The 13443-nt window shown below is 59.0% G+C and carries 11 protein-coding genes; 8 read left to right on the top strand and 3 right to left on the bottom strand.

The window, feature by feature from the left end; translation table 11 throughout:
- The first annotated feature begins 82 nt into the window (after nucleotides 1–82).
- The 3 genes from I5192_RS15680 to polA all read left to right on the top strand — a co-directional run bounded on the left by I5192_RS15680 (nucleotide 83) and on the right by polA (nucleotide 3881).
- Nucleotides 83–268, top strand: coding sequence for a zinc-finger domain-containing protein (locus tag I5192_RS15680; protein ID WP_170426216.1), 186 nt, complete (start codon nucleotides 83–85; stop codon nucleotides 266–268).
- Between the two features lie 44 nt (nucleotides 269–312).
- On the top strand, nucleotides 313–975 hold the full coding sequence (locus tag I5192_RS15675) for a YrbL family protein (protein WP_170394971.1): 663 nt from the start codon (nucleotides 313–315) through the stop codon (nucleotides 973–975).
- A 104-nt stretch (nucleotides 976–1079) separates the two neighbouring features.
- Nucleotides 1080–3881: a DNA polymerase I gene (gene polA, locus I5192_RS15670; protein WP_223117240.1), complete on the top strand. Its 2802-nt coding sequence runs from the start codon at nucleotides 1080–1082 to the stop codon at nucleotides 3879–3881.
- Between the two features lie 45 nt (nucleotides 3882–3926).
- Here polA and I5192_RS15665 read toward each other — a convergent pair whose 3' ends face one another.
- Together I5192_RS15665 and I5192_RS15660 are read right to left on the bottom strand one after the other, a co-directional pair.
- On the bottom strand, nucleotides 3927–4157 hold the full coding sequence (locus I5192_RS15665) for a DUF2798 domain-containing protein (protein ID WP_170408576.1): 231 nt from the start codon (nucleotides 4155–4157) through the stop codon (nucleotides 3927–3929).
- Between the two features lie 73 nt (nucleotides 4158–4230).
- Nucleotides 4231–4986 carry a hydroxypyruvate isomerase family protein gene (locus I5192_RS15660; protein ID WP_223117239.1) on the bottom strand — a complete coding sequence of 252 codons (756 nt, stop codon included), beginning with the start codon at nucleotides 4984–4986 and terminating at the stop codon, nucleotides 4231–4233.
- A 179-nt stretch (nucleotides 4987–5165) separates the two neighbouring features.
- Here I5192_RS15660 and I5192_RS15655 point away from each other — a divergent pair, with 179 nt between their 5' ends.
- Nucleotides 5166–6173, top strand: coding sequence for a DMT family transporter (locus I5192_RS15655; RefSeq protein ID WP_255611966.1), 1008 nt, complete (start codon nucleotides 5166–5168; stop codon nucleotides 6171–6173).
- Here I5192_RS15655 and I5192_RS15650 read toward each other — a convergent pair.
- Nucleotides 6098–6676 carry a DUF1285 domain-containing protein gene (locus I5192_RS15650; RefSeq protein ID WP_255611964.1) on the bottom strand — a complete coding sequence of 193 codons (579 nt, stop codon included), beginning with the start codon at nucleotides 6674–6676 and terminating at the stop codon, nucleotides 6098–6100. The genes I5192_RS15655 and I5192_RS15650 overlap by 76 nt on opposite strands.
- A gap of 64 nt (nucleotides 6677–6740) precedes the next feature.
- Between I5192_RS15650 and I5192_RS15645 the strand changes: the two genes are divergently transcribed.
- From I5192_RS15645 to I5192_RS15630, 4 genes are read left to right on the top strand one after another with little or no spacing between them, the layout of a single operon-like run.
- Nucleotides 6741–7748, top strand: coding sequence for a MoxR family ATPase (locus I5192_RS15645; protein WP_170394959.1), 1008 nt, complete (start codon nucleotides 6741–6743; stop codon nucleotides 7746–7748).
- Nucleotides 7745–8620, top strand: coding sequence for a DUF58 domain-containing protein (locus I5192_RS15640; protein WP_170515220.1), 876 nt, complete (start codon nucleotides 7745–7747; stop codon nucleotides 8618–8620). The genes I5192_RS15645 and I5192_RS15640 overlap by 4 nt, the downstream gene beginning before the upstream one ends.
- Entirely contained in the window at nucleotides 8617–11379 is a 2763-nt protein-coding gene (locus I5192_RS15635; RefSeq protein WP_223117238.1) for a DUF4159 domain-containing protein, read from the top strand. The genes I5192_RS15640 and I5192_RS15635 overlap by 4 nt, the downstream gene beginning before the upstream one ends.
- Complete coding sequence (locus tag I5192_RS15630; RefSeq protein ID WP_223117237.1) at nucleotides 11376–13418, top strand: hypothetical protein; 2043 nt, start codon at nucleotides 11376–11378, stop codon at nucleotides 13416–13418. Before I5192_RS15635 ends, I5192_RS15630 begins: the two co-directional genes overlap by 4 nt.
- Nucleotides 13419–13443 lie beyond the last annotated feature (25 nt).

Raw genomic sequence — 13443 nt, 5'->3', positions numbered from 1 at the left:
CCTTGCCCCCGGTTTGCTCATCGCCCATAAACGCACCTAATACATGCCCGCGAGGCCGACAACCAAAGAAGGATCGCCAGCCGTGACCATCGAAGCGCCGGAAACCAAGATTGTCGAAAATACCCGCGTCGCCTGCGATGGTGGCGAGGGTGCGCTGGGTCATCCGCGCGTCTGGCTGCAGATTCCCGAAGACACTGGTTGGGTCGAGTGCCCCTATTGCGATTGCAAATACGTGCTGCGTGGTGAGGACTCTGGTCAGGACGCGTAAGGGCGATCAGGACGGCAGGCGGTCGTAACTGGCGAGGATGGATAATGCTGTTCACAGCCAAAACGATTGACCTTTCCGACAGCCAGCCAATCGCGAACGGGACTGTGCGCAGTGTCTATGACTTTCCCGGTCATCCTGACCTTCTGATCAAAGTTTTTACCCGGTCCCAAGATCGTGTCTCGCACAGGCTTGGCAAGCGACTGGCATGGAAACTGTTCCCCGAGGCGCAGTATCGCAGCACGCTAAAAGAGCTGGAATGCGAGCTGCGGGTATCGCTGAAACTCGGGACGGAAATTGAGCGTTCACCCCTGTCCAGGATGTTGGGCGTGGTTCAGACGACGCATGGGGCGGGGGTTGTGGTTGAGCGCATTTCTGGCCTTGATGGCGGGCTTGCACCCAAGCTTTATGAAGTCTGCCGCAGTGGATTGGACGCCCCGGTTTTGGAAGCGTTGAATGCATTCGTTGCGCAGATGTTTGACCTTCACATCGTCGCGCGCGACGTCAAAAGCTCGAACATCGTCTATGGAACGCGGGGGGCGGGCCCAGCCTGTTTCCTGATCGATGGATATGGTGAGCGGAACCTCATCCCACTGCGCAGCCTGTCCCAACGTCTGAATGATCGCTCGCTGAACAAACAGTTCTCGTTGATCGCGCAAAAAGCAGGCTTGGCTTGGAATGCGGATAAGCGCACTTTTTCGAATAGCTAAGGCCAGACCACGGGCAAATTAGGTCGCAACGAATTGGCCAGGTGGCCTCGTCTTTCGTGCAGCCCTTCTGTACAACTTGGCGCAACCCAGCGCAGGAGCCTCATATGACCACCACCCAATTCGGAAAAGGCTGCCATCTGCATCTGATTGATGGATCAGCCTTTATCTTCCGCGCCTATCACGCTTTACCGCCGTTGACGCGGAAATCGGATGGGCTACCAATTGGGGCCGTGTCGGGCTTTTGCAACATGCTGCAGAAATATGTCGAAGGGAACGCCGGGCCGGATGCGCCGACCCATGTTGCGGTGATCTTCGACAAGGGCTCGCATACGTTCCGTAATGACCTGTATGATCTCTACAAGGCCAACCGTGAAGCGATGCCCGAGGATTTGCGCCCGCAAATGCCGCTGACTCGCGAAGCCACCAAGGCGTTCAACATCGCCTGCAAAGAACTTGAAGGCTATGAAGCCGACGACATCATCGCGACCCTCGCCGTTCAGGCACGTGAGGCCGGTGGGCGGGTGACCATTGTCAGTTCTGACAAAGACCTGATGCAGCTTGTGGGCGGCGGTGTCGAGATGCTGGATGCGATGAAGAACAAGCGCGTCGATCGCGACGGGGTGGTTGAGAAGTTCGGCGTCGGGCCCGAGCGGGTTGTCGATGTGCAGGCTTTGGCCGGGGATTCGGTGGATAACGTACCGGGCGCTCCGGGCATTGGTGTGAAGACGGCGGCGCTGTTGATCAATGAATATGGCGATCTGGAAACCCTGCTGGATCGCGCTGAAGAGATCAAACAGCCCAAGCGCCGCCAGACTCTGATCGAAAAGCGCGACCAGATCGAGCTTTCGAAGAAACTTGTGCAATTGGATGAAAACACACCGTTGGATTTCACTCTGGATGACCTTGAGGTGAAGGATCCCGATGCTGAGACTTTGATGAAGTTTCTAGCAGAGATGGAATTTCGGACGCTCACCAAACGCATTGCTGACAAGCTGGGCGTTGAGTCCCCCGTCATCCCCGAGATATCCACGCCTGAGGCGGAGTCACAGGCCGAAGACGTCCCATTTGATGCATCGAAATACGAATGCGTGCGCGATGCTGCGGCATTGCAGAAAAGGATCGATCAGGCATACGAGCGCGGCTGGGTTGCGGTGGATACCGAGACCACTGGCCTGAATGAGATGATCGCCGATTTGGTCGGGATTTCGCTATGTGTCGAGGCGGGTGAGGCTTGTTACATCCCGTTGACTCACCGTGAAAGCGCGACCGATGATCTGTTCGGATCGGATGCGCTGGCCGATGGACAGATGCCGCTGGATGAGGCTCTAAACTTGCTGAAACCGATGTTTGAGGATCCGTCGATCCTGAAGATCGGACAGAACATGAAATACGATGCCAAGATCTTTAATCGATATGGCGTCGACGTTGCCCCCATCGACGACACGATGCTGATGTCCTACGCCATGCATGGCGGTGAGCATGGGCATGGCATGGATACGCTATCTGAACGCTATCTGAGCCATACGCCGATTCCCATCAAACCTCTGCTTGGCTCGGGCAAGTCTGCAATCACTTTCGACAAGGTGCCGATTGACGAGGCCACGGCCTACGCTGCCGAGGATGCGGACATCACCCTTCGCCTGTGGAAATTGTTCAAGCCGCAGTTGCATCAGGTGCAGGTGACGACGGTGTATGAAACACTTGAACGTCCATTGGTGCCGGTCCTCAAAGAAATGGAGATGCATGGCATCAAGGTCGATCGCGATGTTCTCAGCCGAATGTCAAATGCATTTGCGCAGAAAATGGCCGGATTAGAGGCTGAAATCCACGAATTGGCGGGTGAGAACTTTAACGTCGGTTCGCCAGCACAACTGGGTGAAATCCTGTTCGACAAAATGGGGCTTGAGGGCGGCAAGAAGGGCAAGACCGGTAAGTACTCGACCGGAGCGGACATTCTTGAGGACCTTGCAACGGAACATGAACTGCCGCGCCGGGTGCTGGACTGGCGGCAACTCTCCAAGCTGAAATCGACCTATACGGACGCGCTGCAGACCCATATCAATCCTGATACGGGCCGGGTGCATACGTCATATTCGATTACGGGGGCGAATACGGGCCGTTTGGCCTCGACCGATCCGAACCTGCAAAACATTCCGGTGCGGACTGAGGAAGGTCGGCGCATACGTGAGGCGTTCATTGCCGAGCCGGGCAATGTGCTGGTCAGCCTTGATTACAGCCAGATTGAGCTACGGATTCTGGCCCATATCGCCGATATTCCGACCCTGAAACAGGCGTTTGCGGATGGTTTGGACATTCACGCAATGACGGCGTCCGAGATGTTTGATGTACCGTTGGACGAGATGACGCCGGATATCCGTCGTCAGGCCAAGGCGATCAACTTTGGTGTGATCTACGGCATTTCGGGCTTTGGGCTGGCGCGCAATCTGCGCATTCCCCGGGCGGATGCGCAGGGTTTCATCGATCGCTATTTCGAACGTTTCCCCGGCATCCGGCGCTATATGGACGACACGATCGCGTTTGCCAAAGAGAATGGCTATGTCCAGACCCTGTTCGGCCGGAAAATCCATACACCCGAGATCAATGCCAAGGGGCCGCATGCCGGGTTCTCGCGTCGTGCTGCGATCAATGCTCCGATCCAAGGGACGGCAGCAGATGTGATCCGGCGCGCGATGGTGAGGATGCCGGATGCGATCAACGGCTTGCCCGCCAAGATGCTGTTGCAGGTGCATGACGAGTTGCTGTTCGAAGTGGCTGAAGAGGCTGTGGATCAAACCATTTCGGTCGCGCGCGCGGTGATGGAAGGGGCAGCAGATCCGGCAGTGAAGCTGGATATTAAGCTGGTCGCGGATGCCGGACAAGGCGCGAACTGGGCCGAGGCCCATTAGGGGCGGCGCTGCTCATCAAGCCCTGCGGGCCCTCTTTGCAGCGGGTCAGGCTTCTGGCCTGACCAGGCGGGCGATCAGGCGTTTTACGAAAGGGCCCAGCGTCAGGATGACGGTAAAGGCGATAGGCCAGCAAAAGGCCCAAGAGGCCATCCAGTCTCCGAGTGTTGAAGGGCTGAAGCCGATAGCTTTGAGCGTGGCTATGCCGGTGACGACGCAGGACATCAGGCCGGACATGATCAAGGCGAACAGGGCATTGGCATAGCGGGCAGATATCATGCGAGGCATCCTTGGCGTGTCGATGCCCTCAATTGCGCCATTTCAGTCTGAAAATCCAGCGTTCATGCAGGGTTTAATACTGTAGCCAAGCCAGTGAGTCCTCAGTCCGCCGAGTTGAGGAGTTGTATTCGGCGCTGACCCAGCCGCTGTAATCCGACTGGTCCATCGCAGCAAACAACGCGGCAAAGTCCATTGTACCCAGCCCGGGTTCCGAGCGATCCGGCGCAGCCCCGATCTGTGCATGGACAATACGGGGCTGAAAACGGTGCCAAATCGCCAGCGCGTCGCCGTGGATCATCTGCGCATGAAAACTGTCATATTGTAGGCCGACATTTGCGCGGTCGACGCGGTCCAGCACTTCGGCGGCCAGATCATAATTGTTCAGGAAGTAACCGGGTTGCGATACGGGGTTGAGCGGTTCGATTGTAAACCGCTGTGCCGGCGCAAGATCTGCCGCCCATTGCAGGTTCTCGACAAAACAACGCAGGGCCTCGGGGCCGGAAGCGTATCCGGCCATAACGTGAATCATCTCTGGCCGCAGCACATCCGCGTAGCGCAGAACGCGCCGGATATCGGACTTAAACCTGTCAGAGCTGCCGGGCATGGCGGCGTAACCCGGTTCACCGCCGGTATAATTCGGGGGCGGGGCGTTGATCAGCACCAGATCAAGCCCGCTGGACAGCAGCGCGCGGCGGGTCTCTTTGGCCGCGAGGTCGTAGGGGAAGAGAATTTCAACAGCCGTAAACCCGGCCTGCGCGGCGGCTTGAAACCGGTCGAGATAGGGCAGTTCTGCAAACAGCAGTGAAAGATTGGCGGCAAATCTGGGCATCGGGCATCCGGTGTCGAACTTTGCAGAGCCTAGCGATCACGACGGCCACGTGAAAGAGACTGAAAACGACAGATTGTCGAAAATCGGCCAGATAAAGGCTTTCGAATCAGGGACCATCAGGCTCGAGCGGTATCCCGTTGCGAGGGCCGCGCCAACAATAAGGTCTGATCACGATGGCCATGAGCCCTGAACCCGCGCGCGGGACCGCTATAGCTGTATCTGACGGTCGACAGACCGCGTTCACCGGAAATACGCTGGCGGTGGCTTCGATGCTGACGTGGGCGGCGGGTTTCCCGGCGGCTGAGATCCTATTGCAAAGCTGGCCACCTATCGCCCTGTTCGCAGCACGGATGTCTCTTGCGGTGTTGGTCATGGTACCAATCTGGCTGATTCTGGACGGACCGGCTCAGGTATTGCGCGCCCGTTGGGGCCATGCCCTCATGGTCGGCGGTTTGGGGCTAGGGTCGGGGATGTTCCTGATCCTTGTGGCGCAGAAGCTGACCGACCCAGTTACCGTTGCCATTATCGCCTCGTGTGCGCCTTTGATTGCTACGATCATGGAGCTTGTGGCGGGAACGCGGCGATTGCGCTGGAGCTTTGCGCTGGGATTGGTGATTTCAATCATTGGCGGCCTGATTGCCACCAGCGCGGTGGCACCGGCACAATTAGGACTGGGCGCGATGTGCGCAGTGGTGTCTACCGCGCTGTTCTGTTGGGCCAGCATGGCCACTGCGCGCGACTTCCCCGAGCTTAGCCAGTTGGGCCGTAGCACCATTACATTGGTCGGAGGATTGTCGACCGCAGCCATTCTAGTACCGTTAGCCGGATTGCTGGGGCTAGAGGTCATGCCTACACGCCCCGTAGATGTGGCGCAGATGGGTATGTTGGTGTTCTACGCACTGTTCTCACTGGGCCTGAGCCAATTTTTCTTCATAGCATCAGTGGGAAAACTGGGGGTCGCCCTGGCGTCATTCCACATCAATATCGCGCCATTTTATGTGATGGTGATCATGATGGCGCTGGGCGAGGACTGGAACTGGACCCGCGCGCTGGGCGCGTCGCTGGTGGCGCTTGCGGTCGTGCTGGCGCAGGACCGCAAACCGCGACCGGTTCAATCCTCTAGCACATCAGATGCGATCAGTGGGAAAAACTGGCCGTCCGACCAGACACCAAACCAACCGTCGTGATGTCTGGCGATCTCGACCAACCGGTAAAAGCTCTTGCGATCAATGCGCGCCTCAAGATTCGCGCGCACCAATATGTAGGGTGAGGGCTCATCAGTTTCCGTATTTAGGACAATGCGGATCGGGTGATCGGGCCCGGCGATGGCTGTATCGCCCACTTGCGTCGTAAAAGTCAGACGTTGGGCTTCGCCTTGTCCCTCATGCTCAAAATCAACGGCAACAAACGGCGCATCCTCGACGGTGATTCCCACCTTTTCAGCGGGAGTGACGAGAAAGTACCTACCCTCTTCTTTCTTAAGAATTGAGGAAAATAGCTTAACAAGCTCGACCCTGTTGATCGGTGACCCTAGATAACTCCAAGTGCCATCTTTGGCGATCCGAATGTCCAGATCGCCACAAAACGGAGGATTCCATAGGTGAACGGGCGGCAAACCCCGCGTTTTGGCCGCTTTGACCGAAGCCGCCAGACCGTCAGGTGAAGGGGTCACGGGTTTTTGTCCGCTCATTGCTTTTGCCATTTCCTCTCAGCGCGATACACTTCAATCATAACAGTCCACGGAAGGGAACCTCATGTCCGAACCTGCCGACCTCGTGTCCGAGATCGAAGCGCTGGAAAACAAGCTGCAAGAGGCCAAATCCTCGATCACCCGCCGCTTTATCGGGCAGGAGAAGGTCGTGGACCTGACCCTGACCGCGCTTTTGTGCGGCGGTCACGCGCTGCTGATCGGTCTGCCGGGGCTGGGCAAGACGCGGTTGGTCGAGACGCTTTCGACCGTGATGGGCCTGCATGGCAACCGCATCCAGTTCACGCCGGACCTGATGCCTGCTGATATTCTGGGCTCGGAAGTGCTGGATACTGCCGAAGATGGCAGCCGCCATTTCCGGTTCATCTCCGGCCCGATTTTCTGTGAGTTGCTGATGGCGGATGAGATCAACCGTGCCAGTCCCCGGACCCAATCGGCGCTGTTGCAGGCGATGCAAGAGCGTACGGTGACAGTCGCGGGCGAAGACCGCGAATTGGGCGTACCGTTCCATGTGCTGGCAACGCAGAACCCGATTGAGCAGGAAGGGACCTATCCATTGCCCGAAGCTCAACTGGACCGGTTTCTAGTGCAGGTCGACGTGGAATATCCGGATCGCCAGACCGAGCGAGATATTCTGCTGGCTACCACGGGGGTCGAGGAAGCCGAGGCGCATCAGATTTTCACCAAAGAGGAATTGCTGGCCGCACAGGTTCTGTTGCGCCGGATGCCTGTAGGAGAGTCGGTTGTCGAACTGATCCTCGATCTGGTCCGCGCCTTCCGCCCGGATGAGGCAGGTGTGTCAGAGCGAGTGAAGGAAACTGTTGCCTGGGGTCCCGGACCGCGCGCTGCGCAGGCTCTGATGATGACCGTGCGCGCAAATGCGATGCTGGAAGGCCGTTTGGCCCCCAATGCCGAGGATGTTCTGACCATGGCCCGTCCGGTTCTCAGCCACCGTATGGCGTTGAACTTCGCGGCGCGGGCACGTGGTGACAGCCTCTCTGACCTGATTGAGTCCACCGCTACTGGGCTGGTCCGAACAGAGGCCGCGGCGTGAGCGCCGCCCAGACCCTTCGCGAACGCTCCGAGGCCGAAGCGTCCCGGTTGCCGCCGTTATTGGCGCGTGCCGAGCATCTGGCCGGAACCGTGTTATTGGGCGATCACGGGCGGAGACGCTCGGGTCTGGGGGATGATTTCTGGCAGTACCGCCCTGCGCAGATTGGCGACAGTCGCCGGTTGATCGACCATCGCCGTTCGGCCCGTGGTGATCAGCAGTTTGTACGTGAGCGCGAATGGCAGATTGCACAGTCGATCATGCTTTGGGTCGATCAGGGCGCGTCGATGCGGTTTGCTTCGGACAAGAACTTGCCGACCAAGGCCGATCGTGCGCGCCTGCTGGGGCTGTCGACCGCTATCCTGCTTGTGCGTGGTGGCGAGCGCGTTGGTCTGACTGGCACGACGCTGCCCCCGCGCAGGGGGAATGCTCAGATCATTCGGCTGGCCCAAGCCTGGTCTGAAGATGCGCAAACCGATTACGCGCCACCCGAACACCGCGCCATGATCCCGCATGCGCGTGCGGTGTTTATCTCGGATTTTCTTGGGCCGCTGGACGAGGTCGAGCTGGCCCTTACCAAAGCCGCTGACCGGGGCGTGCGCGGCGTGTTGCTGCAGGTTCTGGACCCCAGCGAGGAGTCCTTTCCCTATTCGGGACGTACCATTTTTGAAAGTGTTGGTGGCACCGCTCGACATGAAACCTTGAAGGCCGCAGACCTGCGTGATCGTTATCTGGATCGCCTTGCGCAGCGTAAGGACGCGCTGACGCAGCTTTGTCGTGCGACCGGATGGCAGATGGGGCTCCATCACACCGGTGACAGTGCTCAATCGGCTCTGTTGTGGCTTTATCGCGCCTTAGATGGGGGTGCGCAATGACGGTTCTTGCAGGCATCGGCTTTACCGCGCCATGGGTGCTGCTGGGCCTTTTGACCCTGCCGATCCTGTGGCTGATCCTGCGCGCTGTTCCGCCTGCGCCGATCCGCCGACTGTTCCCTGCGGTTACCTTGTTGCTGGGCCTTAAGGATGATGAAAGCGTTTCGGACCGTACACCATGGTGGTTGCTGCTACTGCGGATGCTGGCAGCCGCAGCGATCATCATCGGGCTGGCAGGGCCGGTGTTGAACCCCTCACGCGATGAGACCGGATCCGGGCCGCTTCTGCTGGTGCTGGATGCAAGCTGGGGGGGCGCGACACGTTGGTCCTCGACACTTGATCAGATTGATGCGCAATTGACGGAAGCCGGGCGGGCGGGTCGTCCTGTGTCGATCTTGCGTCTGACTGAGCCTGAGGCACCTGTGTTTCAGGCCGCCGAGGCGTGGCGTGGGCGTCTGCCGGGCCTTACACCGATGCCGTGGCAACCAACCCAAGCGCAGATTGACCAAACTCTGATCGCGTTGGGACAGGTTGAAGGTGGCTTCGACACCCATTGGTTCAGCGACCGTCTGTCCTATGTCGGCCATGATCGTTTGACTTCTGCCCTTCAGGCGCGTGGGGACGTGATTGTCTACCAATCCACTGCACCCGTTACCGCGATCTTGCCCGCCACCTATCAGGACGGCGCAATCCGACTCAGCGTACAGCGCGCTAATCCAGGACCAGAGGAAAGAGTCACCGTTCTGGCGCAAGGGCGCGACCCGGCAGGAGCAATGCGGGTGCTGCAATCGACCAATCTTGAGTTCGAAAACGGCTCTACGCAGGCGGAAATTGATCTTGCGCTTCCATCGGAACTGCGCGCACGCATTACACGGTTCGAGATTCAAGGCCAGCGCTCTGCCGGTGCCATTACACTGACAGATGACAGCCTGCGTCGGCGCGAAGTGGCATTGATCGCAGGTACCCTGAACCGCGAAGGGTTAGAGTTACTGTCGCCGCTTCACTACCTGACACAGGTACTGATTCCGACCGCTGATTTTGTCGAAGGCGGCCTGGCCGAGGTTCTCCCCGCGAACCCGGATGTGATCGTATTGGCGGATGTGGCCAAGCTGTCCGAGTCGGAACAGGCTGAAGTCGTCGAATGGGTTGAACAGGGCGGCCTGCTGCTGCGCTTTGCCGGCCCACGCATGGCCGCCAGCGATCTGGGGCGCGATACTGAGGATGCACTGTTGCCGGTTCGACTTCGTAGCGGTGGCCGCTCGGTCGGCGGCGCCATGAGCTGGGGTGAAGCGAAGGGGCTTGCTCCGTTCACTGAAAACTCGCCGTTCTATGGGTTGGAGATTCCTGCGGACGTCTCTGTGACCACTCAGGTCATGGCACAACCAGATCCTAATTTGGCGGACCGGGTCATTGCATCACTGTCGGATGGCACACCATTGGTGACCCGAAAACCGCTGGGGCTGGGGCAGGTGGTTCTGTTCCATGTCACGGCTGATGCGGAATGGTCCAGCCTTCCGCTGTCCGGGCTGTTTGTCGAAATGCTCGACCGGCTTGCCGTTGCTTCTGCTGCCAAATCGCGTCAAGAGGCTCAGATGCAGGGCACCGTATGGGAGCCGATTCAAATAATGGATGGCTTCGGTGTTTTGACTGACGCAGGAACGCTGCCCGGTGTCGATGGAGTCGAACTGGTTTCTGGGCAAATCGGGCCGGACCTGCGCCCGGGGCTTTATGAAAACGGCAAGCAGAAACTGGCGCGGAATGTTCTTGCCGAGGATGCTGTACTATCCCCGGTGATCTGGCCGTCTGACGTCCCAATCCGGGGTCAGGAGATCAGCAATGAGACTCCGTTGGAAGGGCTGTTGCTTGGCCTTGCACTGTTGTTGCTGACAATCGATGTGATTGCGTCTTTGGCGTTGTCGGGGCGCTTGGCCAAGGCAACCCCTGTTGCATTTGCGCTTGCTGCCCTGTTCCTTGCCCCTGAGGTGCGGGCACAGACCCCTGAAGACACCGATTTTGCATTGAACGCGACGCATGAGCTTGTGCTGGCGCATGTACTTACCGGGAATGCTCAGGTCGACGATATCGCGCTGGCCGGGCTGCGCGGGTTGGTGCAGACGCTGCATTTTCGCACTTCGGTCGAACCCGCCGATCCGATTGGCATCGACCTTGAACGTGATGAGCTTGCATTCTTTCCGCTGCTCTATTGGCCTGTTACTCCGGACCAGCCACAGCCCTCGGTTGAAGCCTATGCAAAGCTGAACGCCTATCTGCGTTCGGGCGGGATGATTTTATTTGATACGCGCGACGCCGATATCGCCGGTTTCGGGGCGTCCAGCCCCAATGGGCGCAAGCTGCAACAACTGGCCGCCCCGTTGAATATCCCCTCATTAGAGCCTGTCCCGCGTGATCATGTCCTGACCCGCGCCTTTTATCTGCTGCAGGATTTCCCCGGACGATATTCTGGCACCGAGGTCTGGGTCGAGGCCGCGCCACCCGATGCCGAGCAGATCGAAGGAATGCCCTTCCGAAACCTCAACGATAACGTGACCCCGGTGGTGATCGGCGGTAATGACTGGGCCGGGGCCTGGGCGGTGGATCGCAACGGTCAGTCCCTATTGCCCGTGGGTCGCGGTTATGCCGGAGAACGACAGCGCGAGTTGGCCAATCGGTTTGGGGTTAATCTGGTAATGCATGTGCTGACCGGGAATTACAAATCCGATCAGGTTCACGTGCCCGCGCTTTTAGACAGGTTGGGACAATGACCGGAACCGTCATCTTTGACCCGCTAATCCCGTTGCCGTTTCTGGCAGCCGTGGCATTGATTGCCATGTCAGGTGTGGTTCTGGCGCATTGGCGCGGTCTGTCGGGCTGGGCCCTGCGCGGCTTGGCGGCCCTGGTCATCCTCGGGGCGCTTAGCGGTCCTGTTTATCAGGTCGAAGATCGCGCGCCGCTTACCGACATCGTGTTGATGATCGAAGATGAAAGCGCCAGTCAAACCCTATCGGATCGTGCCGAACAGACTGCTCAGGCTGCCAACGACCTCGTGACCGAGATCGAAGCGCGAGACAATACCGAGCTGCGCCGCATCCAGGTTGGTGACGGCGATGGTGACGAGGGCACGCAGGTCATGGCTGCGCTGAACGCGGCACTGGCCGAAGAACCCCGTGCGCGGATTGCGGGCATTATCGTGGTGTCAGACGGCATCGTTCATGATGCAGACCTGGCACCCGACCTGCCTGCTCCAATGCATCTGTTACAGACTGGGCGCGAAGGCGATTGGGATCGGCGCCTGATCGTGCGTAACGCCCCAGCCTTCGCCATTATCGGTGAACCCGTGACCCTGACCCTGCGCGTCGAAGACACTGGGGCTGCGCCTGCCGGAGTTGCAAACGCTCCGCTTGAGATTTCCGTCGATGGAGGTGAACCCGAGCAGTTCACCATTCCAATCGGTCTGGACGTCGAGCTCCCGATCACGCTGCCGCATGGTGGTAGGAACGTCATCCAGTTCACGGTCCCGCAGGCCGAGGGCGAACTGACCGACCGCAACAACACGGCTCTGATCCAGATGAACGGTGTGCGGGATCGCCTGCGTGTTCTGCTGGTATCGGGCGAGCCGCATCCGGGCGGGCGTACTTGGCGCAACCTGCTGAAATCTGACAGCTCGGTTGATTTGGTCCATTTTACCATCCTCCGGCCGCCGGAAAAACAGGATGGCGTACCGGTGGATGAGCTCTCACTGATTGCCTTCCCAACGCGAGAGTTGTTTCTGGAGAAGATCAATGATTTCGACCTGATCATCTTTGACCGCTACAAACGGCGCGGCATCCTGCCTGCGATCTATCTGGATAATGTTGGCGACTATATCGTCAATGGTGGCGCGGTGCTGGTCGCTGCTGGCCCTGATTTTGCCACGGCGGACAGCCTGTACCGATCCCCTCTTGGGCCGGTCCTGCCCGCAAAACCCAGTGCGCGGGTTTACGAGGAACGGTACGTGCCCATGGTCACCGATCTGGGCCAGCGTCATCCGGTTACTGCTGATCTGGGCGATGCTGAGACTTGGGGTGCTTGGCTGCGCCAGATCGATGTCAGCCAGCTATCCGGCAATATGCTCATGACCGGCGTGGATGATCGTCCGTTGCTGCTGTTGGATCGCGTGGGTGAAGGCCGTGTAGCGCTGATGGCATCAGACCACGCCTGGCTATGGAGCCGCGGCTTTGAGGGCGGTGGCCCGCAGTTGGAACTACTCCGCAGGCTGGCCCATTGGATGATGAAAGAACCCGAGCTTGAGGAAGAGGCGCTGTGGGCCGAGGCGAACGGCCAGTCCATGCGCATTATCCGTCAAACGCTGGAGGATGAAGTTGGCCCAGTCACCGTCACCCTCCCCAACGGCGACACCTTGGAGATTACGCTAAACGAAGTCTCGCCCGGTCGGTTCGAGGCGCAGTACTTCGGCCCTGAAATTGGCCTGTACCGTCTGGAAGAGGGTGCGCATTCTGCCGTGATCGGTCTTGGTCCTGCTGCACCAAAGGAATTCGAGCGCACGATCGCGACCGATGAGATTCTAAGCCCCGTTCTGGCCAGCCTGCGCGGGGGAACGATCCGGTTGGAAGAGGGTCTGCCCTCAATCCGGAATGTCCGTGCGGGCCGACCGGCAGCAGGTCGGGGCTGGATCGGTCTGACCCCGCGCGACGCCTATGAAACCCGCGATGTTACACAGGCCGGGTTGCTTCCACCCTGGCTGGTGCTGTTGCTTGCCGGTGGGTTCCTCTTGGCCGGTTGGTTGCGTGAGGGACGCCGCTAACGCTGCTTAAGCACTTTTTCATGCT

It is taken from the genome of Ruegeria sp. SCSIO 43209, assembly GCF_019904295.1.
Lineage (GTDB): Bacteria > Pseudomonadota > Alphaproteobacteria > Rhodobacterales > Rhodobacteraceae > Ruegeria.
This window is presented reverse-complemented; position numbering and strand designations above follow the sequence as displayed.

What these genes read in the sequence shown, in the direction of transcription:
- I5192_RS15675 (WP_170394971.1), top strand. Translation starts at nt 313, where the DNA reads ATGCTGTTCACAGCCAAAACGATTGACCTTTCCGACAGCCAGCCAATC.
- polA (WP_223117240.1), top strand. Translation starts at nt 1,080, where the DNA reads ATGACCACCACCCAATTCGGAAAAGGCTGCCATCTGCATCTGATTGAT.
- I5192_RS15665 (WP_170408576.1), bottom strand. Translation starts at nt 4,157, where the DNA reads ATGATATCTGCCCGCTATGCCAATGCCCTGTTCGCCTTGATCATGTCC.
- I5192_RS15660 (WP_223117239.1), bottom strand. Translation starts at nt 4,986, where the DNA reads ATGCCCAGATTTGCCGCCAATCTTTCACTGCTGTTTGCAGAACTGCCC.
- I5192_RS15655 (WP_255611966.1), top strand. Translation starts at nt 5,166, where the DNA reads ATGAGCCCTGAACCCGCGCGCGGGACCGCTATAGCTGTATCTGACGGT.
- I5192_RS15650 (WP_255611964.1), bottom strand. Translation starts at nt 6,676, where the DNA reads ATGAGCGGACAAAAACCCGTGACCCCTTCACCTGACGGTCTGGCGGCT.
- I5192_RS15645 (WP_170394959.1), top strand. Translation starts at nt 6,741, where the DNA reads ATGTCCGAACCTGCCGACCTCGTGTCCGAGATCGAAGCGCTGGAAAAC.
- I5192_RS15635 (WP_223117238.1), top strand. Translation starts at nt 8,617, where the DNA reads ATGACGGTTCTTGCAGGCATCGGCTTTACCGCGCCATGGGTGCTGCTG.
- I5192_RS15630 (WP_223117237.1), top strand. Translation starts at nt 11,376, where the DNA reads ATGACCGGAACCGTCATCTTTGACCCGCTAATCCCGTTGCCGTTTCTG.